We start from the raw sequence: 24,391 nt of genomic DNA, 5'->3' as shown, positions 1-24,391 counted from the left end.
TTGACAAGATGGATTTACAGATTACTTTTTGGTTTCCAAACTAATGATCTATTGAGCCAATGAACTACTGAACTAATTAAGGATGAAACTCCACGCGAACAATATCGCCCAAATGTAAACCTAACAAGCCGCTTGCCTTACCTTTGTTTATGGCAATTTCCAAATGATTACTGATTCCGAACAGACAAAGTTTTTCCCCCTCAGATACTTCGTTGTAATGCCAGCTTAACTGAGTAATGGTTTCGCTTTTTCTAAAGTATAAAGTAAAGTCGCGGTTTCTTTGAATTTTAGTGAATAAATCTTTGGTAATATTTGTAATTACATTGCAAAAAGTATCAATATATACAACGCTTCCTCGAATGATATCTCGCTCGATAACAGGATGTAAAAGCATCTTTTGTTCAATCTCTGCTACAGGTAAGCCTATGTCTTTTAATCTTCCACCTTTAGCCAAATGCGTTGCTGCTTTAACAAAAATATCAACTAATGGAAAATGCAGATATTTTAAGTCTTGCATAATGTTTAACTCTACAACATCTTCGGGCATTTCATCAAACAACAAAGAAAAAATACCATTATCAGCACCCACAAAATAGTGGTCTTGATGCTTTATGGCGATATATTTTGTGTTTTCACTGTACACAGAATCTATACCGATTAAATGAACTGTGTTTTTAGGAAAATACGGATAAGCATTTTTTAGTACAAATGCTGCGTAAGATATATTGAAAGATGGAACCTCGTGGGTGATATCAACTAAATTAACATTAGGCATAAGACTTAGCAGACTACCTTTAAGGGCACTCTGGTAAAAATCTTTCGAACCTAAATCTGTTGTTAAAGTAATTATCCCCATTAAAAATTCAATATTATTGCTTATTCTTGTGTAGAGGCATAAGCGTCTGCAAATATTCAAATTTTAATTAATATACCCCGATAACTTTTTAAAATACTCTAGTTTGAACGAATTAAAATTAACTCTGGATACCGTAAATCCTGCTCACTTTTGGGGAGCAAACAATGAGAATTACGAAATGATTAAAGGTGCTTTCGCCAAGTTAAAACTAGTAGCGAGAGGTAGCGAAGTAAAGGTTCTCGGTGATGAGCAGGAACTTAAGGCATTTGAAACAAAATTTAGCCAGTTGGTTGCACACCTAGAAAAATATAGTTCGTTAACAAATAATGATGTAGAATCTATTTTAGGTGCAAAAGCTGCTGGTGTAGCAAAAAAAGATGTAGAACAACCAACCGGTGGCGGTGGTGAAGTGATTGTTTTTGGTACAAATGGCTTGTTGGTAAAAGCCAGAACGGCGAATCAGCGAAAAATGGTAAGCAGTATTGCTAAAAATGATATTCTTTTTGCAATCGGCCCTGCCGGAACCGGTAAAACCTACACCGCCGTAGCTTTGGCCGTTCGTGCTTTGAAAAATAAAGAAATTAAACGCATAATCTTAACTCGTCCTGCGGTTGAGGCAGGAGAGAACCTTGGTTTCTTGCCTGGAGATTTAAAAGAAAAAATCGACCCGTATTTACGCCCTTTGTATGATGCTTTGGATGATATGATTCCGGCAGAGAAGTTAAAATTTTACATCGAAAACCGCACGATAGAAATTGCACCATTAGCCTTTATGCGTGGCCGTACCTTAGATAATTGCTTTGTAATATTGGATGAAGCTCAAAATGCTACGGATATGCAATTAAAGATGTTTTTAACGCGTATGGGACCAACAGCTAAATTTATCGTTACGGGCGATGTTACTCAAATCGATTTGCCTAAGAAACAAATGTCGGGCTTGTTTAATGGTTTAAGAATTTTAGAAGATATTAAAGGCATAGATATTATTTACCTAAGCGGAGAAGATGTTGTTCGCCACAAATTAGTAAAAGATATTTTAAAAGCTTACGGAGATATACAGTAAGCCGGTATTTCAATATGAACTTGCAAGTTTAGTGGAAAATATTTCGTTAGATAATAAGTTTAAGCTTTCTTTTGAGAAATTGCCGCACACCATACGGTTAATCGTTTCAAAGAATAACGATATATGGGTTTGTAAAAAGGAGAAATTAAAAAATCTCTTTGCTTTTGCTGATGATGGTAAAGAGCATCTTTTTAAAGGCAGGCTTCAATTAATTAAAAGAGATAATAAAATTGATATCCGGGTTAAGCATGAATTAATTGATACAATTTCCACCGAAAGCTTTAAGCAAGTTTTAAGCAAATTAAAATAAATGAACCTCGCAGCTGATAAAACTGCGGGGCTTTTTATTTAAACATTTTATCTCCTCACTCCAGACTTCGGACTTTTAAGACTTTTTTACTATTTTTATCCCCTCATGAAAGCACAAAAAGAAACTAATTTTAATTTTCCAAATCAAAGCAATTTTTACAAAGGTAAAGTGCGTGATGTTTATACAATTGCCGATAAATTAATGGTAATGGTGGTTTCAGATCGTATTTCTGCATTCGACGTAGTTTTGCCTGAAGCAATTCCATACAAAGGACAGGTTTTAAATCAAATTGCCGCAAAATTTTTATCTGCTACGCAGGATATTGTGCCAAATTGGGTTTTGAATGTTCCAGATCCAATGGTTACTATCGGACGTATTTGCGAACCGTTTAAAGTTGAGATGGTTATCAGAGGTTATTTAGCTGGTCATGCTTGGCGTGAATATAGTGCTGGGAAACGCTCTGTTTGTGGTGTTTCTCTACCAGATGGTTTAAAAGAAAATGATAAATTACCGCAACCAATTATCACACCTACTACCAAAGCATCGGTAGGACATGATGAAGATATTTCCAAAGAAGACATCTTGGCTAAAGGAATTGTATCTATAAGTGATTACGAACAATTAGAAAAATATACTTACGCTTTATACGAACGCGGAACTGAAATTGCTGCTAAAAGCGGCTTAATTTTAGTTGATACAAAATATGAATTTGGTAAAGCTGATGGCGTGATTTATCTTATTGATGAAATCCATACACCAGATTCTTCACGTTATTTTTATGCTGAAGGATATGAAGAACGCCAGAATGCAAACGAGCCGCAAAAGCAACTTTCGAAAGAATTTGTAAGAAAATGGCTTATTGAAAATGGTTTTCAAGGCAAAGATGGTCAGGTTATTCCAGAAATGACACCAGAAATCGTAAACTCAATATCTGAGCGATACATCGAATTATATGAAAAAATTGTTGGTGAAGCATTTATAAAAGCTGATGCTGATGCAATTTCAAACCGTATAGAAAGTAATGTTTTAAAGGCTTTGCAAACGCTTTAAAATTTTATACATTAGTAAAATAAAGAGTAAGAGAGATGAAATTTTCGGTAGATAAACACGAGAAATATGTAACCTTAAAGTTAGAAGAACATAAGTTTACAAATGAAAATGCACCAGGATTAAAATCAGAGTTGTATTTGCTTAATGCTGAAGGGTTTAAAAACATTATTGTTGATTTAAGCTATATAAAAGAGTGTAACGACGCCCAAGATTTAAGCAGTCTTTTAGTTGGCGATAGATTATGCAAAGCCGCAAATGGTTTATTTATTGTAACCGGAATTAATGATGAAATTGCCCCAATAATCGAATTATCAAACATATTTCAATCTGTAACGTTTGTTAATACATTAGAGGAAGCAACTGATTTCATCTTTATGGATGAATTGGAAAAAGAGTTTAGAGGCGATAAATAACCTGTATATTACTAAAGAAAATGGCCTCGTAGTTTCTAAAATCTACGAGGCTTTTTATATATCAACATATGAAATTTGAAGTTACAATTCTTGGCAGCAGTTCGGCAACACCGGTTTTTAACAGGAATCCATCGGCACAGCTTTTAAATTGTAATGAAAAATATTACTTAATAGATTGCGGCGAAGGTACACAGCAACAATTAATAAAGTATAACCTTAAAGCCGCTCGGATAGATCATATTTTTATCAGTCATTTGCATGGCGACCACTATTTCGGGCTAATTGGTTTATTATCAAGTCTTCATCTTAACGGTCGAATTAAACCAATGCAAATATTTGGTCCAAAGCAACTGCTAGAAATTCTCGAGATTCAATTTAAATATTCGGACACTACATTAAGATATCCAATTGAATTTTTTCCGGTTGATAATGAAAACTCTTTACAAATTTTCGAGAATAGTGATTTGATTGTTAAGACCATCATTTTAAACCATAGAATCCCAACTACTGGTTTCTTATTTCAACAAAAAAAACGACAAAGAAAACTGATTAAAGATAAGGCAGATGAAATTCCGATGGCTTATTACACGGCGCTTAAAAAGGGCATTGATGTAGAATTACCGAATGGAGATATTTTAAAGAGTGAAGATTACACAACTGCTGCAGATGCCCCTCGTGCTTATGCCTATTGCTCGGACACGCTTTATGATGAAAGATATTTTGATACAATAAAGAATTGTGATACGCTTTACCATGAAGCAACCTTTACACACGATCTTTTAGACCGTGCAAATGAAACCCACCATACAACAGCTTTGCAAGCAGGAGAGGTTGCCAAAAGAAATGGTGTAAATAAATTGTTGATTGGGCATTTTTCTTCAAGATACAAAACACTGCAAATGTTATTAGAAGAAACTCAATCAGTTTTTGAAAACACCGAACTTGCTGTTGAGGGGAAAACTTTTCAGTTGTAGAGATCCAGAATTTTGCCACAAAAAAAGCCTTGCATTTTGCAAGGCTTTTTTTGATTACAAGTTTTATTTATTTATTTATCTTTCTTGTTACCGCCTCCAAATACAGAGAAGTGTACGTAACGTTTAGGATTAGCCTTTAAATCAATCATTAATTCATCTAAGTTTTTAGATGCATTGTTCAAATTGTTGTACATTTTATCGTCATTAAGCAATAAACCTAAACTGCCTTTTCCATCTTTCATTCCAGAAATTACACTTTGCAAATCAGCTATAGCATTATTTGCATTATCTAAAGTCTGCTTAAAATTAGCAGCAGCAAATTTATCCGTAACGGTATTAATGTTCGTTAAAATATCGCTAATCTTTTTATTGTTGTTGTTTAAGTTGGCAGTAATGCCTTCTACATTTTTAAAAATGGCTTCAATTCTAGCACTTTCAGAGCCAACTAAACCATCAACTTTTTTAGATGTAGTTTCTAAAGATGCTAAGGTTCCAGCAATGCTGCTAAAGCTTTTATCAACATTTTTCTGAAAATTTGGATTTAAGATAGAGTTTACACTGGTTAAAATAGAATCCATTTTACCAATAATTAATTCAGCTTTCTTTTGCACCGGCTGAACCTGCTCCATTAAACCTTTCTCCACATTTGCATTTAATGTAAAACCATCTTCAGCCATTTTCTTTGAGTCACCTAACGACATTACAATCGCTTTGCTACCCAAAAGGTCGGTGCCTTCTAAACGGGCAATACTGTTTTCCGGAATATCATATTTACTGTTGATGCTTAAAGTAGCCAATATAGTTCCGCCTGGCTCTAATTGTAATTTCGCAACCCTTCCAATCTGATAACCATTAATCAAGATTGGTTTAGAAACGGTTAAACCATCAACTCTGGTGTATCTTGCAAATAGGGTAGTTTCGCTAGAAAAAATGGAATTGCCCTTTAAAAAGTTATAGCCAATAATTAGTAAAGCAATGGCGAATGCAGCTAAAATACCTACTTTGGTCTCGTTCTTAATTTTCATGTGTTCTTCTTTTGTGGCCGCAAATGCTAATGTTCGCTATTAATATTTGCCAGAGCGCTATCTTAATATTTTATGCAAATGTATCTATAATAGATAATGTTTACACTAAAGGTTTTGTTTGGTATATGTTATTTTATTTGATAATTAAAGCAACAAGTATTATCCTTCAATTAGTTATTTTACTTCAATGTTCTTTTTATAAGTCTTTATCGCTTCAAAAATAGAATTTGCAATCTCGTTTTGACCGTTTGAAGAATTGATATATTTTTCTTCTTCCTTATTGGATATAAAACCTACTTCAGTTAAAACAGCGGGCATACCACATCGTTGCAAAACTAACAAACCCTGTTCTTTAACGCCTCTGCTTGCTCTATCATCTCTGTTTATGTAGCTATTTTGAATAAGTTTGGCAAATTTAATGCTTTTATCCCGAAAGGTATTTTTTAGTAATGATAATAAGATAAATGTACCAGGATTATTAGGATCATAACCATCGTACTTACTTTTATAATTCTTCTCTAGCTTAATATCGGCATTTTCTCTTATTGCGGCATCTTGCTCCTTTAATCTATGAGAACCAGCTACCAGGGTTTCGACACCTTTTATATGCTTGTTGCCTGCAGGCATAGAATTGCAATGTATCGAAATAAACAAATCTGCATTGGCTTCGTTAGCAATTTCTGCCCTTCGGTACAAATCAACATCCACATCTTTTGTACGGGTATAAATTACCTTTATGCCCGGCAAATACTCTTTCAGCTTTGCACCTAATTTCAAAGCGATTTTCAACGCTATGTCTTTTTCTTTGGAAATGCTTCCAGATGCACCAGGTTTTTTGCCTCCATGCCCAGCATCGATAACAATGGTTTTTAGTTTATAACCTTGAGCAAATAGCTCAGAAATCTGAAAGAAGAAGATAAATAATGAAAGGATTAGTAGAACTTTTATCTTCATTACTAAAAGGACGTTTCTGCCAGGCGTTTATAATTTTTAATGGCTTTAATTATTCCATTAACAATTTCTGTTTGCCCTTCGGGCGAGTTCATATAGTCTTCCTCTTCAGGGTTACTTACAAAACCAATCTCCGTTAAAACCGCAGGCATTGCTGCTCTGGCTAAAACAGCTAAACTTTTCTCCTGAACGCCACGATTAATTCTGCCTGCTGCAACATATTCTTGCTGAATCATTGATGCAAATTTCAAACTTCTATCGCGGTTGGTTTGCTTCATTAACGACAACATTATATCATTTTCCGGAGTATTGGCAATAAAGCCCTCGTAGTTTTTTTGATAATTATCCTCCAGAAACATTGATGCATTCTCACGCTTTATCACTTCATCTTGCTCACTTAATCGTCCTGTACCTGATACAAAAGTTTCTGTACCACGTGTAGAAGTGCTTTTTGAGGTTATAGTGCGGTAAACCGGAACTTTTCTGCCTTTAACTTTTTTATAATAATCTACCACTCTTGAAACCCTTACCGGCATATCATTTAAGTGAATCGAAATAAATAAATCAGCTTTTGCGTTATTGGCAATATTTATTCGCTCATATAGTGGAATAAATACATCAGTTTCTCTAGTAAAAATAACTTTAATGTCTTTTATGCTATCTTGTAAAGCTTTGCCAAGGTTTAAAGCCGTTTTTAACGCAACATCTTTTTCTTTTGAATAAACACCATGAGTTGCGCCATCTTTGCCTCCGTGCCCTGCATCGATAACAATTGTTTTAATTTTATATTCTTGTGCAAATGCTTGATTATCAATTGAATTGAAGGTTATAAAGCAAATAATAAATGTTAAAAGGTTTTTAAGATACATCAATGGTATATTTTTCACTAATTTTGAACGTTTTTGATTAAACATTTGTGCAAAAATAACATTCAAATACGAATTTGAAACTTCTTAGCAACTCTATTTTACTAATTTCTGTCATTTTATTAACACTCTCTGTTAATAAAGTTAACGCATATTCTGCTTTTTCATTGCAACAAGTGGTTAAACAAGATACTTCCAAACGGGATACATCAAAAGTAAAAACAAAAAATAACAGCGACTTAGAGAAAAAAATTGAATATAAAGCAAACGATTCTGTAAGGTTTAGTAAAGACCGAAGCATTATTTACATGTATGGTAATGCCAGGGTAATTTACGATGATTTTGAATTGGATGCGGATTATATCCGTTACGACCAAAAGAATAACCTGATTTTTGCCAGCGGCAGAACAAATCCTAAAACCAAGAGATACGTTGGCCGTCCGATTTTTAAATCAGGTACAGATGGTTCTGCAATTGCCGATTCACTTTATTATAATTCAACGACAACTAAAGCGAAGGTTTTTGGTGTTTTCTCTCAGCAAGATGAAGGTTTCTTCTCTGGCGGACAGAGTAAAAAGCAACCCGATAATGAGTTGCACATCAAAAATATGATGTACAGCACTTGTAATCTCCCTCATCCGCATTTTGGAATGATGATTAGTAAGGGCATCGCCACAGAAAAACAAATTATCACTGGTCCGGTTTACATGATTATAGAGGATGTACCTACACCTTTTGCCTTGCCTTTTGCTTTTTTTCCTAAACAAAACAAACGTACATCGGGTATCATATTACCAACACCTGGTGAAGATGCAACCCGAGGTTTTTTCCTTCAAAATGCTGGTTACTACCTTGGTTTAAGCGATTATTGGGATGCAAAGCTAATGGGTTCAATTTATACCAATGGTTCATACGAAGCTTCTTTAAATACAAATTACACAAAACGATATAAATATAACGGTAGCATAAATTTAAATTATGCCAATACCAGAAATGGAATACAAGGGCAGGAAGATGTCGGGAAAAATTTCCGTATTGGTTGGTCGCACTCTCAAAACCCAAATGCTAACCCAGGTACAACTTTTAGTGCAAGTGTAAATTTAAGTTCTAGCACATACTACAGAGCAACGGCGGCTAATTTGACCTATGATTTAGGCGCAATTGCAACCAATAGTTCTAACAGTAGTATAGCTTATTCAAAAGTATTGGCGGGCGGTTTGTTTAATTTTAGTACCGCCTTGAGTGCACAACAAACGTTTAGTACACGAGAGATTGCTTTGCAATTGCCAACTTTTAATTTAAACATGGCAACCATTAGTCCATTTGATTCTAAAAACAGGAGCGGAGAACAGAAATGGTATCAAAAAATTACAGTTGGATATAGTTTGCAAGGAAATAACAACATCACAACAAAAGATAGTTTATTGTTTCAACCAACAGGTTTAAGAGCATTAAAAAGTGGTTTTAGCCATAATATTCCGATTAGTATGAACTTTACGGCCTTAAAGTATTTAACTTTTACAATGGGCGGAACTTATAATGAGGTTTGGAATTTTCAAACGTCGAACAGAAGATTTACAACATTCTCAGATGGAACTTATACTTCCAGACAGGATACCGTAACAGGTTTTAAGCGTGGTGGTAGTTATAATTTATCAACAAGTATGACGACCAAGATTTACGGCAAAACAAAGGAGTTTAAAAATTTAGGAAACATTAAGCAGTTACGCCATGTAATGACGCCATCCGTTAGTTTAACTTATTCTCCTGATTTTACCGATCCATCAAAGGGTATTTATAAAGAAGCGATAAATCAGTCTGGTCAAAAAATTATAAATCCTAGCACAGGCCTACCATTAACTTATTCGATATTTGAAAACAGTGCATTTCCGGGGTCTTTCGCCGGCAAACAGGCCTCATTAGGTTTTACTTTAGATAATACAACAGAACTTAAGGTTCGTTCGAAAAAAGACACAACAGGTACAGGAGAAAGAAAAATACCAATTATTCAAGGCTTAACTTTTAATGGCTCTTACAATTTTTTAGCCCCAACCCGTAAATTATCAGATATTAGTTTCAGTGGGCGTTCTCAGTTTACCGATAAACTTGGCATAACCTATAATGGAACGTTTAACCCTTATGCACTTCGTGATTCGACTGCTGCAAATGGCGAAATAATAAAGCTTGAAGATTCAAAATACTTTTTTGAACGCGGTAACTTCTTTCCAAGATTACAGAATATTGGCTTTTCATTTGATTATAGTTTAAACCCGGAAGCGCTTAAACGTAAAAATGAAGCTTACGATGCAACTAAAAAACAGATGGAGAATCAAGGTATGACACCTTTACAATCTGAACAATTAAATGCATTAAACCGCGACCCGAATGCTTTTGTTGATTTTAATATTCCATGGAATTTTGCATTTCAATACCGTTTTGATTATTCGAACATTTTAGGGAGAAGCACCATTACAAACACTTTAAACTTTAACGGTGATTTTAACTTAACCCCAAAATGGAAGTTTACATTTAACTCGGGTTACGATTTTAAAAATAAAGGTTTAGCGCCAATGCAACTTGCAATTTACCGCGATTTACATTGCTGGGATATGAATATTAACTGGGTTCCTTATGGTGCTTACAAAAGTTATTCTTTAAACATCAGAGTTAAAGCATCAATCCTGCAAGATTTAAAACTGAGCAAAAGATCAGGCTTTTACAATACATATCAATAATATGCTAGCTGAAATTATTACCATAGGCGATGAAATTTTAATCGGACAGATTGTTGATACCAATTCGGCATGGATGGCCAAACAACTTAATTTGATAGGTGTTTCAGTTAAACAAATCACTTCTGTTTCTGATGATGAGCAACATATATTATCAAGCCTGGCTGAAGCAGAAAAACGTGCCGATATTATTTTAATTACCGGCGGTTTAGGCCCAACTAAAGATGATATTACGAAGAAGACATTAGCGAAATATTTTGGAATGGGTTTTCGTAGAGATGATGCTGCATTGGAAATGGTTGCTTCAATTTTTAAGAAATATAACCGCCCGTTACTTGATATTAATATGCAGCAGGCCGATGTTCCTGATGGTTGCGAGGTTATTGTAAATCAAAATGGAACGGCTCCTTGTATGTGGTTTGAACGAAATGAGAAGATTTTTGTATCCATGCCAGGCGTTCCTTACGAAATGATGTATTTGATGGACGATGAAATTTTGCCAAGAATTAAATCGAGGTTTACATTGCCGTCAATCGTTCATAAAACCATTCTTACCGCAAATATTGGCGAATCTTTTCTGGCAAAAGAAATCGAAGAAATTGAAGATAGTTTGCCCCAACATATCAAACTAGCCTATTTACCGAAGCTTGGACAGGTACGTTTACGTTTATCTGCCATTGGCGATGATGAAAATACCTTAAAAACCGAAGTAGAGAATTTCGCAAAGCAGATTGTTAGTAAGGTAAAAAAATACGTTGTTGTAGATGATGACATACCACTGGAGAAAGCGATTATAAACATCATGAAGGCCAAAGGTTTAACTTTATCAACTGCCGAAAGCTGCACAGGTGGATATATTGCCCATTTGATTACGCAACATCCGGGTTGTTCATCGGTATATTGGGGCGGTGCCGTAGCTTACGCATACGAGTTAAAAGAATCTATTTTAGGTGTTAAAGAAACTACTTTAAATAAATTTGGTGCCGTAAGCGAAGAAACCATTGTTGAAATGGCACAAGGTGCATTAAAGCAATTCAAAACTGATTATGCCATTGCTGTTAGTGGAATTGCAGGTCCTGATGGTGGTACCGCAGATAAGCCAGTTGGAACCGTTTGGATTGCAGTTTCTTCTAAAAATAAAACTGTAGCTAAGTTGTTTACTTTCAGCAACAAGCGTGTTCAAAACATAGAACGTTCTGCTGCATCGGCTTTAACCATGTTATTAAATCTACTTAAAGAAGACTTGCCGAACGAATAAAAAATGTATTTTTGTCGCAATACCAATATATAATACTGTAATTTAATATGGCTCAATACGAACTATTGTTACCAAAAATGGGTGAAAGTGTTGCAGAAGCAACAGTGATTAAATGGGTAAAGCAAGTTGGCGATTCTATTGATTTAGATGATACGATTTTAGAAATAGCTACCGACAAGGTAGATTCTGAAGTTCCGTCGCCAGTTGCAGGTAAATTGGTAAAGCAATTATTTAGTGAAGATCAGGTTGCGCAGGTAGGTGAGGTTATTGCAATTATTGAAACTGATGGCGCTACTGATACCTTAAATGAAGATATTCCTGCTGATGCGCCAGCTGTTGTGGAAGAAAAACCTGAAACGATACCAGGCCTGGAACAACTTCCAACTGAAAAAGCTGTAATTCAAAGTGATTTCACTTCATCAGAACGCTTTTACTCTCCATTAGTAAAAAGTATTGCTGCGCAAGAAAACATTTCTATTGATGAATTAGATTCTATAAAAGGTTCGGGCGCTGATGGTCGTTTAAACAAAGATGATTTATTAAATTATATTTCTGCTAAAACTGGTGCTAAGACCGAAGCTGCTCCATCAATTCCTGCTGAGCCGGTTAAGCAAGTTGCAGACAGTAAACCGGTAACAGCACCAGCTGCTACTCAAAATAAACCGTCAACTACATCAGTTTCTGGTGGCGATGAAATTATTGAAATGGATAGAATGCGTAAACTTATTGCCGACCACATGGTAATGAGTAAAAGCACTTCGCCACATGTAACATCTTTTGTTGAGGCCGATGTGACCAATTTGGTTTTATGGCGCAATAAAGTAAAAAATAGTTTCGAAAAGCGTGAGAATGAGAAAATTACATTTACACCAATTTTTGTAGAAGCTGTTGCGAAAGCGATAAAAGATTTCCCAATGATTAATGTTTCGGTTAATGGAACACAAATTATTAAGAAAAGAGATATTAATATTGGTATGGCAGCGGCTTTACCAAGTGGAAATTTAATTGTTCCGGTAATTAAAAATGCTGACCAGCTAAATTTGGTAGGCTTAACTAAAGCGGTAAATGATTTAGCAGCAAGAGCCAGAATTTCAAAACTTAAACCAGATGAAACACAAGGTGGAACTTTCACTTTAACAAATGTTGGTTCATTTGGCAATGTAATGGGTACGCCAATTATTAACCAACCACAAGTTGCAATTTTAGCAGTAGGTGCTATTAAAAAGAAACCGGCTGTTTTAGAAACCGAACACGGTGATGTAATTGCCATCAGACACATGATGTTCCTTTCGCTTTCTTATGACCATAGAGTTGTTGATGGCTCGTTAGGGGGTATGTTTGTTCGCCGCGTTGCAGATTATTTGGAGAACTGGGATTTTAACAGAGAGATTTAGGACTGGATAATTATCGGGGCAGGCTTTGCCTCGCAATAACTACCGCCATTAAATTTGAAACCAATCTTTTCCGTCATTGCGAAATCGATTTTTTATCGATTGAAGCAATCTCATTTTAACAATTTTTTTTAATAAAGGGAGATTGCTTTCCAGAATGGTCGGGATAGATTGTGCCTCGCAATAACAACCGCCATTAAAATTAAAACCAATTTTTTCCGTCATTGCGAAATCGATTTTTTATCGATTGAAGCAATCTCATTTTAACAATTTTTTTTTAATAAAGGGAGATTGCTTTCCGGAATGGTCGGGATAGATTGTGCCTCGCAATAACTACCGCCATTAAATTTGAAACCAATCTTTTCCGTCATTGCGAAATCGATTTTTTATCGATTGAAGCAATCTCATTTTAACAATTTTTTTTAATAAAGGAGATTGCTTTCCGGAATGGTCGGGATAGATTGTACCTCGCAATAACAACCGCCATTAAATTTGAAACCAATCTTTTCCGTCATTGCGAAATCGATTTTTTATCGATTGCAGCAATCTCATTTTAACAATTTTTTTTAATAAAGGGAGATTGCTTTCCGGAATGGTCGGGATAGATTGTACCTAGCAATAACTGCCGCCACAAGATTAAAACCAATTTTTTCCGTCATTGCGAAATCGATTTTTTATCGATTGAAGCAATCTCATTTTAACAATTTTTTTAATAAAGGAAGATTGCTTTCCAGAATGGTCGGGATGAATTGTGCCTAGCAATAACTACCGCCATTAAATTTGAAACCAAATTACTTTTTTCCTGTTTTTAATTACTAATTACTAATTACTAATTACTAATTACTAATTACTAACAACTAAAACCATGTCTAAATTTTCAGCATTAATTATTGGCGATAAACCCGTGTTGGTAGATTTTTTTGCAGAATGGTGCGGACCCTGCAAAATGATGAAACCGATTTTAGAACAGCTAAAATCTCAGGTTGGAGATTCGGTATCTATTATTAAGATTGATATTGATAAAAATCAGGCTGCTGCATCTGCTTATAGTGTTCAAAGTGTGCCCACATTAATGCTGTTTAAGCAAGGCAAACAAGTTTGGCGCCAAAGTGGTGTTTTGCAAGCTTCGCAGCTAAAGCAAATTATTGATTCGTTCGCTTAATTCGTAAATATTTTAGCAAACAGATTTTGTTAGACCTGATTGAACGGAAAGCCCGAAGTGTGGGGGAATTGTGAAAGGGGCGGACTTGAAGGGAAAGCAGGGGTGACTTTAAAAAATGCTTCTGTACTTGCTCTTCTAAATATTTTAAACTTCTAAAACACTATTTGGCGTAACTGCAAATATCTGCTCTTGCGCTTTAGGGTAAATGTTAAAAAGGCCAGTAAAGGTGCTAAATGCCGGCAAAACAGCGTACGCTTTGCCAAAATAAAAGCATGGAAACTTTAATCGCTGCTTAGCTTTACCAACAATGGTTACGCCGGGATGGATGTGCCCGCTGATTGGATAAAGCTCTTCTTCGGTACATTTTGGAGCATCGTGAATGAAACAAAAAGGACCGAGGCAAAAGCTGGGTTCATGAATATCAATCTTCATGGATGCGTAATCTGCATTTGCCAATCTATCATGGTTACCTTTAACCAATAAAAAACTGAGCTCTGCATATCGGTTTCGCCACTCCGAAAACTCATCGATATCGGCATTTAAGCCATGATGAAACATGTCTCCGTTTATTAATAGAGTTTTCGGCTGGTATTTTTCGATAAGTAAACCCAATCGCTGCAAATCGTTTTGTGCGATGGTGGATGGCACCTGAACACCAGCCTGCCTGAAATGAGCAGATTTGCCCAAATGTAAATCGCTAATGGCTAAAAGTTGATGTTGCGGTAAGTATAAAGCCCTTTCTTTATCTAAAATCAGTTCTTCACCGTGGCTTGTTATGGTCATTAATTTATTTTTATTTTGTCATACTGAGCTCGTCGAAGAACATAAAATTTTCCGATGAAATCACTATAATAACTTTTTTTAGTCCTGGCCGGACAGGCTTTTTTCTTTTGACAACAAAAGAAACAAAATTGCCGGCTGAAAATTTTTCTATTAAAGTTTCTGCTTAGGACTAATGGTGCCTCCCGAAAAATTTGTTAGGCCGGATTTAAGGAGAATGAAGATGTAATGCTTTGGCCTAATAAAATGGTCATGCTAATTTTAAAATTTGTTAATTAATTATTATTTAAACTTCTCCGATTCTGCCTTCATCCTTGCAATTCGTTGCTCTAATTCTTCCGAACTCATATTTTCCCTCAAACTATCAACCTTAATTGGAAATGATAGCGGAGTAAAACTTTTAGGATTTGTAATTACAACAGCTCCATTCTGAATTCGCTCTAATGCAGCGGCCAATCTGGGTTCTTCCAATTGCTGATAAAAAACTTCATCGTATGCTTGGCGCAAAAGTAAATTATGTTTATCATAATCACTAAAAACATTAAAAAATAAACCTGCAGATGACTGGAGATGTTTATTTGCGACGTATTTACCCGGATATCCCTGAAAAACCAAACCCGAGATGCAAGCAATATCTCTGAATTTTCGGCGAGCCATTTCTGTAGAATTAATGCTTAAAGTAATGTCTTCTGTTAAATTTTTTGGTGAAAAAACCTCGTAAGCAATCGATTCATCCATCGGTATTTCAATATCGCTTAGTAATTCGAAACCATAATCGTTCATGGCTATAGAGAAACTAATTGGCAAAAGTTTACTTAATCGATAAGCAACCAAAGCAGCTAAAACTTCGTGAACTAACCTACCCTCGAAAGGATAAGCAAATAAATGAAAACCCTCTTTATTATTAATTAATTCGATTAACAATTCATCGTTTCGCGGAACATGTGATCGTTTTTGCTGCAATAAAAATAATGGATAAACTACATCCAATTCTTCATCCTGATGGGTTTTATCCAAAGCTTCATTATATTTTTTACGCAAAACAGAGCCTAAATTTGAAGATAATGGTAAGCGTCCACCATTCCAGCTTGGCGATATGGCATTGTGTTGTTTACTCACACGAACGATAACCGTCATATCTTTAACGTGGATAAATTCTAAAACACGACCAGCCAGTCTAAAATTATCACCAGCTTTAAGTCGGGTTACGAAATATTCTTCTACCATGCCAATATAACCGCCAGATAAAAACTTCACTTTAAGCATGGCATCACTTACAATGGTACCGATATGCAAACGATGTCGCATGGCCAATTGTCGGCTCTTTACTTTCCAAAGGCCATCTTCATCTTTTGTTACCTTTTTAAATTCATTATAAGCGCCTAAGCTATCGCCACCTGAAGTAATAAATTGCATAACCCAAGTCCACTCTTCTGGTAAAATGAGCTTAAAAGCATGTGTGTTTTTAATTTCCTGATAGATGATTTTATCATCAAAACCATCGCCAATGGCAAGGGTAACCAGATATTGAACGAGCAAATCAAAAACCATAATAAAAGGCTCTCTACTCTCTATATTGTTGGTTTTAGCGGCTTCTTTTATCGCGGCAGCTTCTACTAATTCTAAAGCATGGGTTGGTAAAAAATATATTTTAGAAACCTCATGCGGTGAGTGACCCGAGCGACCGGCTCTTTGTAGAAAACGGGCAACACCTTTCGGCGAGCCAACTTGCACAACAGTATCAACCGGCTTAAAATCTACGCCCAAATCTAAAGACGAAGTAGCAATAACAGCTTTTAACTGACCAGTGTGAAGGGCATCTTCAATCCAGTTTCTGAGCTCAAAATCTATAGAGCCATGATGTATGGCAATTCTACCAGCTAAATCTGGCTCAATATTTAGCAAATGCTGATACCACATTTCCGATTGTCCGCGGGTATTGATGAAAATTAAGGTGGTTTTACTTTTTTCTATAATCGGGAGCAATTTGTAAGCGAGCTTTAAGCCCAAATGCCCAGCCCATGGCAAGGTTTCAATATCATCAGGTAAAACCGATTTTATAAGGATTTTCTTTTCCAAATCTGCTTTAACGATAATTCTTTTTGCCTGCTCATTCGGTTCCAGTACATCCAAAGCTTCTTCAATGTTGCCAATAGTTGCAGAAATGCCCCAAACCCTTAAAAATTGGTCTTTTTCTAACTTTTGTAAGCCTTTAATTCTTGAAACGGCAAGTTCTACCAAAACACCACGTTTACTACCCAAAAGTTCATGCCATTCATCGGCAACAATACATTTTAAGTTCTTAAATAAAGTTGATGAACCTTTTTGAGCCAATAAGAGGTGTAAACTCTCTGGTGTAATCAGCAAAATTTCTGGCATCGATTTTTTTTGCTGCACTTTTTCTGCCTGCGATGTATCGCCATTGCGAACACCAACATGCCAATCTACCTCCAATTCGAGCAAAGTTTCTCTCATGGCTCTTGCTAAATCTTTCGCCAGTGAGCGTAGAGGTGTAATCCAGATGAGTTGCAGGCGGTCTTTTGCTTTTTTGTTGCTCGCTTCTGATGCGTTTAGTGCCTCGATTATAACTGCTAAAAAAAGTGAAAATGTTTTTCCAAAACCTGTAGGAGCGTTAACCAAGCCACTATAACCGTCAAGATAATATTGCCATGCGTCTTCCTGAAACTGAAAAGGCTTGCGCTTGTTAGCTTTTAGCCAGCTTTTTATCTTCTTATAACCTTTGGTTTTGGTTTGATCCATTAATTTTTATTTTCTTTTTTTTGAAAAGCGATTTCAGTGGTTCTTTGGTAAAATCAGCCCTGCCTTTTGCTATATCTTTTTAAACATGTACTGCTGTACCGATTAAGTAAGTTTCTTTTTCATCGTTGGCAGATACTTCGTGCCTCAGTATGACAGCATATTTTGGGATTGTGCTCTCAAAAAGTATATCGCTTCAGTCAGGTTTAAATAGCAAGGTAAACCTAATAAAAATATACATTCTAACAGTTATCGTCATTGCAAAGCAAAAAGCCCAATCTAATGTGAATAGATTGTTTCGTGCTTTGCAATTACGAAAGCCTTTAAATTGTTGATTCCAGCAACTGTCTCAAATCTTCAAGTGTATTAATTTCTGCTGCTTTTTTATCTTTTCGCCAACGTAAAATACGTGGAAAACGCAATGCCAAACCTGCTTTATGGCGCTTACTTTCGGCAATGCCTTCAAAGGCAATTTCAAAAACCAGTTCGGGCTTTACCGTTCTCACCGGACCAAATTTTTCAATAGAATTTTTGGTTACAAAAGAGTTTACTTCTTTAATTTCTTTATCCGTTAAACCCGAATAGGCCTTCGCAATGGTTACTAAATTTTCGCCATCACGTACCGCGAAAGTATAATCTGTAAAGAAATTTGCCCTTCGGCCACTACCTTTTTGTGCATAAATCATCACTGCATCAACCGTATATGGGTTAACTTTCCATTTCCACCAATCGCCACGCTTACGCCCGCTATGATAGTGAGAACTTAACTTTTTGAGCATAATGCCCTCACTATTAATAGAGCGTGATGTTTGTCGTAACTCAGCCAATTCTTCCCAGGTTTTGCAATTTATTACTGGCGATAAAATAACTGCACTTTCTTCTAATCCTCCAATTAATTTTTCTAATATATTTCGGCGTTCGCTTAAAGGTTGCGCTCTGAAATCGTTAGTTTCAAATTCTAAAATATCATAAACGAAGAAACCAATAGGCGCATCTTCAAGCTGTTTTTTGCTTATCGTTTTACGATTTAAACGTTGCTGTAATGTGCTAAATGATAAAACCTGTTTATCTTGCACAGCCAATATTTCGCCATCCAAAACTACGCCGTCAGGTAAAACATCCACTAAAAAATGCAATTCCGGGAACTGCTCTGTTACCAGTTCTTCGCCACGGCTCCAGATAAAAAGTTCGCCATTTCGCTTTACAATTTGTCCGCGAATACCATCCCATTTCCACTCAGCTTGCCATTCCGAAATATCGCCTAATTTTTCTGGTTCCTGCTCTAAAGCATATGCTAAACAAAACGGATAGGGCCAAGAGTTATCTGTATTTACATGCACTCCGTTAATAAGTTCGGTAAAAGTAATCTCATAAGGATTCCATTTACCCATAATGCTATGCATAATTTGAGCGCTATCTAAGCTGCTCTGTTTCGCCAACGCATTTACAAGCATTTTGTTAGAAACACCAATCCTGAAATTACCAGAAATGAGTTTATTAAAAATAAAACGTTCCTGGGTTTCGAGTGTGTTCCATGCATTTAAAATGAAATTCTTCTTTGTTTCATCGTCTTTTCCTTCCAGGTCATGCAATTCTTCAATCCACTTGTGTAGCTGTAAATCAGATGTGTTTTCGGCAGGCGGCAGGAGTAGTGCAATGGTTTCACTTAAATCGCCCACGTTTGAATAACTTTCAGAAAATAGCCATTCTGGTGTTTGCGTAATGTCTATTGCCCAATATTTTAGCAAGGCTGATTTTATCGGACGTTTAGGTTTCTTACCCGTAAAAAGCGCAATTACCCAAACCTTATCTTTGTCATCAGCATAATTAAAATAATCAACCAATGCAGCGATTTTGTCGTTGGTTTTATTGCTCTGCTCTAGCTTTTGTATTAATTTTGCAAATTTCTTCATTCTGATTTTGGATTATTGGTTTCAGAATGCTGATTATCTACTTCTGCTAAATCAACTTTATTTTCTTCATCGTCTTCTTGCCCGAATTTGGTCATCACTTCTTCCGATTCAATTCCCTCATCATTTAAAAACCGACTAAAAGCTGCTGTAAAACCATGTGTTACGTAAACCTTTTCTGCTCCAGTTGCCGTAATGGCATCCATTAAACCGGGCCAATCTGCATGGTCGCTCAAGGCAAAACCCGCATCGGCACTTTGCCAGCGGCGATGCGCCCGAACTTGCATCCAACCAGAGCAAATTCCTGTAACCGGATGTGATAGGTTTTTAATCCAGCGGCTATCCCTCATTGCCGGCGGAACAATCACGATTCCTTTCTGCAACTCATCTTTGCTTGTTTCAGGTGTAATCCTAATGGTTTCTGGTAGGTTTACGCCGGCATTAATAATTACTTCGTTAAGGTTTGCTATACTGTTATGAACGTAAATTGGTACATTGCCTGCAAGGTTTTTTATTAAACGTTGGGCTTTACCTAAACTATACGCAATAAGCACACTGGTTTTTTGTTCAGCAATGTTATCACTAATCCAGTTCTGCATTTTATCAAATACAATATTTTGCTTTTGCCAATTGTAAACAGGTAAACCAAAAGTACTTTCTGATACAAATGAATGGCATTTTACAGGCTCAAAAACATCACTAATACCATCATCTTCTGTTTTATAATCGCCAGAGATTACACATATTTCGCCTTTATATTCTAAACGAACTTGTGCAGAACCAATGATGTGGCCGGCTGGAAAAAATGAAATATTTACCCCATTTCGAACAATACTTTCTCCGTAGTTTAGTGTTTCTACATCTAAATCTTCACTAATTCTACGTTTAATTATTGGTTTTGTTAAGGTATGGCAGAGGTAATGTTTATTACCGAAACGTACGTGGTCACTGTGGCCATGTGTGGTTACGGCATAATCTACAGGCCACCAAGGGTCTACGTAAAAATCGCCTTGTTTGCAGTAAATGCCTCTTTTGGTAAATTCTATTAAAGCCATGCGTATTAAACAATAAATTACAGTTTAAGTTTTAACCTAATATCGGCTAATTAGCCGATAAATAAGAATATCGGGTAATTAGCCGATAATTTGAAATATCGGGTAATTAGCCGATAATTTTTTAAAAACAAAGATAAATCATATATTAGTGATATGATTTGCATTATAACAGGCGATATTATAGGCTCAAGAAAAATTAAAGATAGTTGGTTATTGAGCTTAAAAGCTGCACTTAAAGTAGTTTCTGGGCAAAATAACAAGTGGGAAATTTACCGTGGAGATAGTTTTCAATTGGAAATTGATGCAGAAGACGCCATTAAAACAGCTGCATATTTAAAAGCATGTATTAGGATAAACAAACCTGCTGATGTGAGAATGGGAATAGGCATTGGCGAAGTAAAAACCAAGCGAAAAAAACTTTCAGAATCTAGCGGAGATGCATTTGTAAACTCAGGAGCCGCTTTTGATAGCTTAAAGCAAGCTAAAGTTAACCTCGCCATTAAAACTGAACACCCTGAATTTGATGAGGAGATAAATGTTTTAATTAAACTATCTTTAATTGCAATGGATGGTTGGGGAATTGTTGCGGCTGAGATGGTGAAATTAGCCTTAGAAAATGAAAAACTATTACAAAGTGAACTGGCAGCTATATCAGGCAGAACGCAATCTTCAGTTAGTGAAGCACTAAAACGTGCTCATTATTCTGAAATTTTAGAAATGGATAAATTATACCGTAGAAAAGTAAAACAACTTATATCTGAATAATGGATATCATTTTAATAAAGCTCATTCTTGCGCATTTAATTGGCGATTTTTTTCTTCAACCAACATCGTGGGTTAAAGATAAAGAACGAAAAAAGCTTAAATCCGGTAAGCTGTATTTACATGTTGTGGTGCATGTGGTTTTAATATTTGTTGTTTTTTTGAGCTTTAATGTTTGGAAAGTAGCATTATCTATTGGTGTTATACATTTAATAATCGATGCCTTTAAATCATTATTGCAAACCAAAAAAAATGCAAGAATACTGTTCTTTGCCGACCAGGTTTTACATTTTAGTTCGATTATTTTGGTATGGCATCTTTTTTACAAAGGTTATTTAGATATAAGTTATTTAAATAATGTAAAAACATGGTTTTTTATTGTTGGTGGTTTGTTTTTAACCATGCCTACATCAATAATTATGAAAGTGATTATTGCGAAATGGCTACCGGAAAATGATGATGAAAGTCCGAAATCATTGCAGAATGCCGGAAAATACATTGGAATTTTAGAGCGTGTTTTAATATTCGTTTTTATACTAACCAATCATTTTGAAGCGGTTGGTTTTTTATTGGCAGCAAAATCTATATTTCGGTTTGGCGATTTAAAAGAAGCACACGATTTAAAATTGACAGAATATGTACTTATAGGAACTTTATTGAGTTTTGGAATTGCTATAGTAGTTTCTTTAATGATTACTAACTTAATTCTGTAGGCTTATTTCAGATAAGCATTATGCTATGCATCGTTAATAGAAGCAAAAAACTTGTATTTTAAACCCGATTGAAATGTAAATACTTTTGATTAAACCTACAAGGTTTTCAAAACCTTGTAGGTTTGAAAAAGATTGAAATGAAAAGCGGGGCTATCGAAACCGATTCCCCGCTGAAATTGCTTTTCTAGATAAATTATTTTGCTCCCGGAGGACAATTATCTTTCAAAAATTTGGTATAAGTAAGGGATAAGTGTTCGCTGGTGCCTTCGCCTTCAGATATACTGTGGGTTCTGTTAGGATAGCTCATCAACTGGAAAACCTTTTTGTTTTTAATCAATTCGTTAATTAACATTTCGGCATTTTGATAATGAACGTTATCATCGCCAGTACCATGAATGTAAAGCAAATTGCCTTTTAAATTTTTGGCATAAGTTATTGGCGAACCTTTTACATAAGCCTCTTTGCTGGGGAAAGGTGTGCCCATATAGCGTTCTTGATAAACATTATCGTAAGTTAACTGATTCCCAACTGCAGCAATTGAAATGCCTGTTTTATAAATTTCCGGATATTGAAACATTAAATTTAAGGTAGATGAACCACCGCCACTCCAGCCCCAAACCGCAACACGGTCTTTATCCATAAAAGAATTTGTTGCCAATAACTTTTTGGCTGCCATTGCTTGGTCGCGGATGTTAATTACGCCAATGTTTTTGTAGATGCCTTTGCGCCATGCAGTACCTTTCGGAACCGGTGCACCACGGTTATCCATTGAAATATAGATGTAGCCATCTTTAGCCATATCGCCGGCATATAAAAAGTTTCTGCCTGCGCCATAAGTATCTGAAGCCGTTGCAGATGCCGGCTCGCCATATACATAAAACACAACAGGATATTTTTTATTGGGATTAAAATCATCAGGCTTTTTCATCCAGCCATCTAATTCAACTCCATCCTCGGTGGTTACTTTAAAAAATTCTACTTTATTTTTAGGTGCTTCTTGTTTAGCAAGCTGTGTTGTAATGCTGCCATCCATTGTAAAAGGATTTCCTGTAGTGAAATTCATCCACTCATTTATTGGTCTCACCAATGAACTATTATAAGTATGGCGGGCAAAAGCTGCGTTAGGAGAAATATCGTAATTATGAGTTCCGGGTAAAATTGATGGCGTTACTTGCTCTAGTTTACCCTTTCCATCCAATTTAGTTTTGTATAGGTAACGCTGTGTAGCATTAGTTGGCGAAGCGATAAAATAAACGTAATTATTTTTTTCGTCGATTAATTTAATGTCTGTAGCATCATAATTTCCTTTGGTTACCAAGGTTTGTTTTTTACCATCGCGACTAATTCTATACAGATGATTCCAGCCATCTTTATCAGATATGATTGTAAATTCCTGATTGTTATTTAACCATTTCCATTCATCCTGGGCATCTATCCATGCTTTAGCAGTTTCTTTATAGATGGATTTTGCTGAACCACTTGTGGCATCGCAAATAAATACGATGCTTTCGTTTTGCTCGCGATTAAGTTGTTGCAAAATAATTTCATTACTATTTGGAACCCATTGCATACGAGGAATATAGTGCTGTACATCATCGCCAGGCACATTTAACCAATTTGTTTTTGCTGTGGCAATATCAACCACGCCAACTTTACAAGCCGATGGGTTTTCGCCAACTTTCGGATATTCTACCGGAATAGTGAAAGGGTAAATAGAATCGGTATTGTTAATCATTAAAAAGTTTTTGATTTTGGTAGCATCAATTTGCCAATAGGCGATTGATTTTCCATCCGGACTCCATCTAAAACCATCTCTACAATCAAATTCTTCTTCATACACCCAATCGAAAGTACCGTTAATCATTCTATCAGTTCCGTTTGTGGTTAAAGCTTTAGCGTTTGTTCCGTCAATATTTTCAACGTATAAATTATGTTTGCTTACGTAAGCAACTTTATTGCCATCAGGAGAAAGCTTAGCAAACATTAAGGATGATGCAGGTTTGTCTTTTCCTATTTGGTTGATTTTGCTGGTTGCTAAATCGACTAACCAATAATCGCCACGGGTATCGTAACGCCAAACTTTTTTGCTGTTTGTGTAAATTAATGCTTTTGTACCATCAGCAGAAAACTGAAAACTTCTAACTGCAATTGGCGCATTTTTACCTGCTGGCGTAAGCAATGCTTTGGTTACAAGTGTTTTTTTATCGCTTTTGGGTAATGTGATGCTCACAATTTCTCCGCCAGCAATTTGATAGTAAGAATTACCATCTTTAGCCCAGTTTATGCCTTGAGCTTTAACATCAGCTGCCATAAAAATGGCAATGCAGATAATAAATAATTTGAAGAATAGGTTTTTTATCATA

Annotated in this window: 20 protein-coding genes; 11 read left to right on the top strand and 9 right to left on the bottom strand. The window is 35.8% G+C overall.

Features of this window, described 5'->3' with window-relative positions; all coding sequences use genetic code 11:
* Positions 1 to 76 precede the first annotated feature (76 nt).
* A complete protein-coding gene (locus LUA90_RS09015; protein WP_231490730.1) occupies positions 77 to 856 on the bottom strand; it encodes an S-adenosyl-l-methionine hydroxide adenosyltransferase family protein in 780 nt (259 codons plus the stop codon).
* Between the two features lie 103 nt (positions 857 to 959).
* Between LUA90_RS09015 and LUA90_RS09010 the strand changes: the two genes are divergently transcribed.
* The 5 genes from LUA90_RS09010 (at position 960) to LUA90_RS08990 (ending at position 4,666) form a co-directional block, all read left to right on the top strand.
* Positions 960 to 1,919 (top strand): PhoH family protein, encoded by a 960-nt coding sequence (locus LUA90_RS09010; RefSeq protein ID WP_231459488.1) that lies wholly within the window; start codon positions 960 to 962, stop codon positions 1,917 to 1,919.
* A gap of 31 nt (positions 1,920 to 1,950) precedes the next feature.
* The gene (locus tag LUA90_RS09005) at positions 1,951 to 2,229 is read left to right on the top strand and encodes a glycogen/starch/alpha-glucan phosphorylase (protein ID WP_231490729.1); all 279 of its coding nucleotides are present in this window, start codon (positions 1,951 to 1,953) and stop codon (positions 2,227 to 2,229) included.
* Positions 2,230 to 2,334: 105 nt separating this feature from the next.
* Positions 2,335 to 3,279 (top strand): phosphoribosylaminoimidazolesuccinocarboxamide synthase, encoded by a 945-nt coding sequence (locus LUA90_RS09000; protein WP_231490728.1) that lies wholly within the window; start codon positions 2,335 to 2,337, stop codon positions 3,277 to 3,279.
* 35 nt (positions 3,280 to 3,314) lie between these two features.
* Positions 3,315 to 3,692: an STAS domain-containing protein gene (locus LUA90_RS08995; protein ID WP_231490727.1), complete on the top strand. Its 378-nt coding sequence runs from the start codon at positions 3,315 to 3,317 to the stop codon at positions 3,690 to 3,692.
* A 68-nt stretch (positions 3,693 to 3,760) separates the two neighbouring features.
* Positions 3,761 to 4,666 (top strand): ribonuclease Z, encoded by a 906-nt coding sequence (locus LUA90_RS08990; protein ID WP_231459492.1) that lies wholly within the window; start codon positions 3,761 to 3,763, stop codon positions 4,664 to 4,666.
* Between the two features lie 71 nt (positions 4,667 to 4,737).
* Here LUA90_RS08990 and LUA90_RS08985 read toward each other — a convergent pair whose 3' ends face one another.
* From LUA90_RS08985 to LUA90_RS08975, 3 genes are all read right to left on the bottom strand, one after another.
* Positions 4,738 to 5,691, bottom strand: coding sequence for an MlaD family protein (locus LUA90_RS08985; protein WP_231490726.1), 954 nt, complete (start codon positions 5,689 to 5,691; stop codon positions 4,738 to 4,740).
* A 174-nt stretch (positions 5,692 to 5,865) separates the two neighbouring features.
* On the bottom strand, positions 5,866 to 6,645 hold the full coding sequence (locus LUA90_RS08980) for an N-acetylmuramoyl-L-alanine amidase (RefSeq protein ID WP_231459494.1): 780 nt from the start codon (positions 6,643 to 6,645) through the stop codon (positions 5,866 to 5,868).
* A gap of 2 nt (positions 6,646 to 6,647) precedes the next feature.
* On the bottom strand, positions 6,648 to 7,511 hold the full coding sequence (locus LUA90_RS08975) for an N-acetylmuramoyl-L-alanine amidase (protein WP_231459948.1): 864 nt from the start codon (positions 7,509 to 7,511) through the stop codon (positions 6,648 to 6,650).
* A 74-nt stretch (positions 7,512 to 7,585) separates the two neighbouring features.
* Between LUA90_RS08975 and LUA90_RS08970 the strand changes: the two genes are divergently transcribed.
* The 4 genes from LUA90_RS08970 to trxA all read left to right on the top strand — a co-directional run bounded on the left by LUA90_RS08970 (position 7,586) and on the right by trxA (position 14,051).
* Entirely contained in the window at positions 7,586 to 10,243 is a 2,658-nt protein-coding gene (locus tag LUA90_RS08970; RefSeq protein WP_231459495.1) for a putative LPS assembly protein LptD, read from the top strand.
* A gap of 1 nt (position 10,244) precedes the next feature.
* A complete protein-coding gene (locus tag LUA90_RS08965; RefSeq protein ID WP_231459496.1) occupies positions 10,245 to 11,498 on the top strand; it encodes a competence/damage-inducible protein A in 1,254 nt (417 codons plus the stop codon).
* Between the two features lie 47 nt (positions 11,499 to 11,545).
* Positions 11,546 to 12,892, top strand: coding sequence for a dihydrolipoamide acetyltransferase family protein (locus LUA90_RS08960; protein ID WP_231459497.1), 1,347 nt, complete (start codon positions 11,546 to 11,548; stop codon positions 12,890 to 12,892).
* Between the two features lie 862 nt (positions 12,893 to 13,754).
* A complete protein-coding gene (trxA, locus tag LUA90_RS08955) occupies positions 13,755 to 14,051 on the top strand; it encodes a thioredoxin (RefSeq protein WP_231490725.1) in 297 nt (98 codons plus the stop codon).
* 144 nt (positions 14,052 to 14,195) lie between these two features.
* Here the strand turns inward: trxA and pdeM are convergent, their stop codons facing one another.
* From pdeM to LUA90_RS08935, 4 genes are all read right to left on the bottom strand, one after another.
* Entirely contained in the window at positions 14,196 to 14,834 is a 639-nt protein-coding gene (gene pdeM / locus LUA90_RS08950) for a ligase-associated DNA damage response endonuclease PdeM (protein ID WP_231459499.1), read from the bottom strand.
* A 279-nt stretch (positions 14,835 to 15,113) separates the two neighbouring features.
* Complete coding sequence (locus LUA90_RS08945; RefSeq protein ID WP_231459500.1) at positions 15,114 to 17,591, bottom strand: ligase-associated DNA damage response DEXH box helicase; 2,478 nt, start codon at positions 17,589 to 17,591, stop codon at positions 15,114 to 15,116.
* A gap of 320 nt (positions 17,592 to 17,911) precedes the next feature.
* Positions 17,912 to 19,501, bottom strand: coding sequence for an ATP-dependent DNA ligase (locus LUA90_RS08940; RefSeq protein WP_231490724.1), 1,590 nt, complete (start codon positions 19,499 to 19,501; stop codon positions 17,912 to 17,914).
* Positions 19,498 to 20,553, bottom strand: a complete 1,056-nt coding sequence (locus LUA90_RS08935; RefSeq protein WP_231459502.1) for a ligase-associated DNA damage response exonuclease — start codon at positions 20,551 to 20,553, stop codon at positions 19,498 to 19,500. The genes LUA90_RS08940 and LUA90_RS08935 overlap by 4 nt, the downstream gene beginning before the upstream one ends.
* Before the next feature lie 153 nt (positions 20,554 to 20,706).
* Between LUA90_RS08935 and LUA90_RS08930 the strand changes: the two genes are divergently transcribed.
* A complete protein-coding gene (locus LUA90_RS08930) occupies positions 20,707 to 21,318 on the top strand; it encodes a SatD family protein (RefSeq protein ID WP_231459503.1) in 612 nt (203 codons plus the stop codon).
* Positions 21,318 to 22,028: a DUF3307 domain-containing protein gene (locus tag LUA90_RS08925; protein ID WP_231459504.1), complete on the top strand. Its 711-nt coding sequence runs from the start codon at positions 21,318 to 21,320 to the stop codon at positions 22,026 to 22,028. Before LUA90_RS08930 ends, LUA90_RS08925 begins: the two co-directional genes overlap by 1 nt.
* Before the next feature lie 193 nt (positions 22,029 to 22,221).
* On the opposite strand, the gene LUA90_RS08920 is transcribed toward LUA90_RS08925, so the two are convergent.
* Entirely contained in the window at positions 22,222 to 24,390 is a 2,169-nt protein-coding gene (locus LUA90_RS08920; RefSeq protein ID WP_231490723.1) for a S9 family peptidase, read from the bottom strand.
* Position 24,391: the final 1 nt, after the last annotated feature.

This window comes from Pedobacter sp. Leaf170, from assembly GCF_920984665.1.
Taxonomy (GTDB): Bacteria; Bacteroidota; Bacteroidia; order Sphingobacteriales; family Sphingobacteriaceae; genus Pedobacter.
This window is presented reverse-complemented; position numbering and strand designations above follow the sequence as displayed.

Bases quoted from the DNA above. Each gene is read 5' to 3' on its own strand.
- pdeM (WP_231459499.1), bottom strand. From the start codon at position 14,834: ATGACCATAACAAGCCACGGTGAAGAACTGATTTTAGATAAAGAAAGG.
- LUA90_RS08920 (WP_231490723.1), bottom strand. From the start codon at position 24,390: ATGATAAAAAACCTATTCTTCAAATTATTTATTATCTGCATTGCCATT.
- LUA90_RS08945 (WP_231459500.1), bottom strand. From the start codon at position 17,591: ATGGATCAAACCAAAACCAAAGGTTATAAGAAGATAAAAAGCTGGCTA.
- LUA90_RS08960 (WP_231459497.1), top strand. From the start codon at position 11,546: ATGGCTCAATACGAACTATTGTTACCAAAAATGGGTGAAAGTGTTGCA.
- LUA90_RS08965 (WP_231459496.1), top strand. From the start codon at position 10,245: ATGCTAGCTGAAATTATTACCATAGGCGATGAAATTTTAATCGGACAG.
- LUA90_RS08980 (WP_231459494.1), bottom strand. From the start codon at position 6,645: ATGAAGATAAAAGTTCTACTAATCCTTTCATTATTTATCTTCTTCTTT.
- trxA (WP_231490725.1), top strand. From the start codon at position 13,755: ATGTCTAAATTTTCAGCATTAATTATTGGCGATAAACCCGTGTTGGTA.
- LUA90_RS08925 (WP_231459504.1), top strand. From the start codon at position 21,318: ATGGATATCATTTTAATAAAGCTCATTCTTGCGCATTTAATTGGCGAT.
- LUA90_RS08985 (WP_231490726.1), bottom strand. From the start codon at position 5,691: ATGAAAATTAAGAACGAGACCAAAGTAGGTATTTTAGCTGCATTCGCC.
- LUA90_RS08995 (WP_231490727.1), top strand. From the start codon at position 3,315: ATGAAATTTTCGGTAGATAAACACGAGAAATATGTAACCTTAAAGTTA.
- LUA90_RS08940 (WP_231490724.1), bottom strand. From the start codon at position 19,501: ATGAAGAAATTTGCAAAATTAATACAAAAGCTAGAGCAGAGCAATAAA.
- LUA90_RS08930 (WP_231459503.1), top strand. From the start codon at position 20,707: ATGATTTGCATTATAACAGGCGATATTATAGGCTCAAGAAAAATTAAA.
- LUA90_RS08990 (WP_231459492.1), top strand. From the start codon at position 3,761: ATGAAATTTGAAGTTACAATTCTTGGCAGCAGTTCGGCAACACCGGTT.
- LUA90_RS09015 (WP_231490730.1), bottom strand. From the start codon at position 856: ATGGGGATAATTACTTTAACAACAGATTTAGGTTCGAAAGATTTTTAC.
- LUA90_RS09000 (WP_231490728.1), top strand. From the start codon at position 2,335: ATGAAAGCACAAAAAGAAACTAATTTTAATTTTCCAAATCAAAGCAAT.
- LUA90_RS08975 (WP_231459948.1), bottom strand. From the start codon at position 7,511: ATGTATCTTAAAAACCTTTTAACATTTATTATTTGCTTTATAACCTTC.
- LUA90_RS08935 (WP_231459502.1), bottom strand. From the start codon at position 20,553: ATGGCTTTAATAGAATTTACCAAAAGAGGCATTTACTGCAAACAAGGC.